Consider the following 958-nt stretch of genomic DNA (forward strand, 5'->3'; position numbering starts at 1 on the left):
GCCGGCGATGAGGCCAGTACCTTCAAAGCAGGTCTTGCAGCTCAGGCACGACTTCGAACAGATCCCCCACCAGCCCGTAGTCGGCCACCTGGAAGATCGGCGCTTCCTCATCCTTGTTGATCGCAACGATCACCTTGGAGTCCTTCATGCCCGCCAGATGCTGGATCGCACCAGAGATACCGACAGCAATGTACAGCTGCGGCGCAACGATCTTGCCGGTCTGCCCGACCTGCATGTCGTTGGGCACGAAGCCTGCGTCGACCGCAGCGCGCGAGGCACCGACGGCGGCACCGAGCTTGTCGGCCAGGCTGTACAGATATTTGAAGTTGTCACCATTGCCCATGCCACGACCGCCGGAAACGACGATCTTGGCGGCAGTCAGCTCTGGGCGGTCGGACTTGGCCAGCTCTTCGCCAACGAAGGCGGATATACCGGCATTGTGCGCGACATCAACCGCTACAACGGCAGCGGAACCACCCTCGGCGGCCACGGCGTCGAAACCGGTGGCACGCACGGTGATGACCTTGACCGCAGCGCTCGATTGCACGGTGGCAATGGCGTTGCCGGCGTAAATCGGACGCTTGAAGGTGTCGGCCGACTCAACCGAAAGGATCTCGGAGATCTGGTCGACGTCCAGCAGCGCAGCAACGCGCGGCAGGATGTTCTTGCCGTTGCTGGTGGCCGGGGCCAGCACGTGGCTGTAACCGCTGGCCAACTCGACGATCAGCGGCGCGACGTTTTCCGGCAGGACGTGGGCGTAGGCGGCGTTATCGGCCACCAGTACCTTGGCCACATCCGCGATCTGGGCAGCGGATTCGGCGACGCCACCGACGTTTGCGCCGACAACCAGCAGGTGGATATCACCCCCGATCTTGGCGGCGGCGGCGACAGTGTTCAGGGTGGCCGGGGCGATGGCACCGGCTTGGTATTCAGCGATAACCAGGACAGTCATTCAGAT

At 63.0% G+C, this 958-nt stretch carries 1 protein-coding gene; it reads right to left on the bottom strand.

Annotated elements, in window-relative coordinates; all coding sequences use genetic code 11:
- Positions 1 to 22: 22 nt before the first annotated feature.
- The gene (locus PMI38_RS13335) at positions 23 to 952 is read right to left on the bottom strand and encodes an electron transfer flavoprotein subunit alpha/FixB family protein (RefSeq protein WP_008094755.1); all 930 of its coding nucleotides are present in this window, start codon (positions 950 to 952) and stop codon (positions 23 to 25) included.
- Between the last annotated feature and the right edge of the window lie 6 nt (positions 953 to 958).

The organism is Pseudomonas sp. GM84 (assembly GCF_000282535.1).
Taxonomy (GTDB): domain Bacteria; phylum Pseudomonadota; class Gammaproteobacteria; order Pseudomonadales; family Pseudomonadaceae; genus Aquipseudomonas.

Bases quoted from the DNA above. Each gene is read 5' to 3' on its own strand.
- PMI38_RS13335 (WP_008094755.1), bottom strand. From the start codon at position 952: ATGACTGTCCTGGTTATCGCTGAATACCAAGCCGGTGCCATCGCCCCG.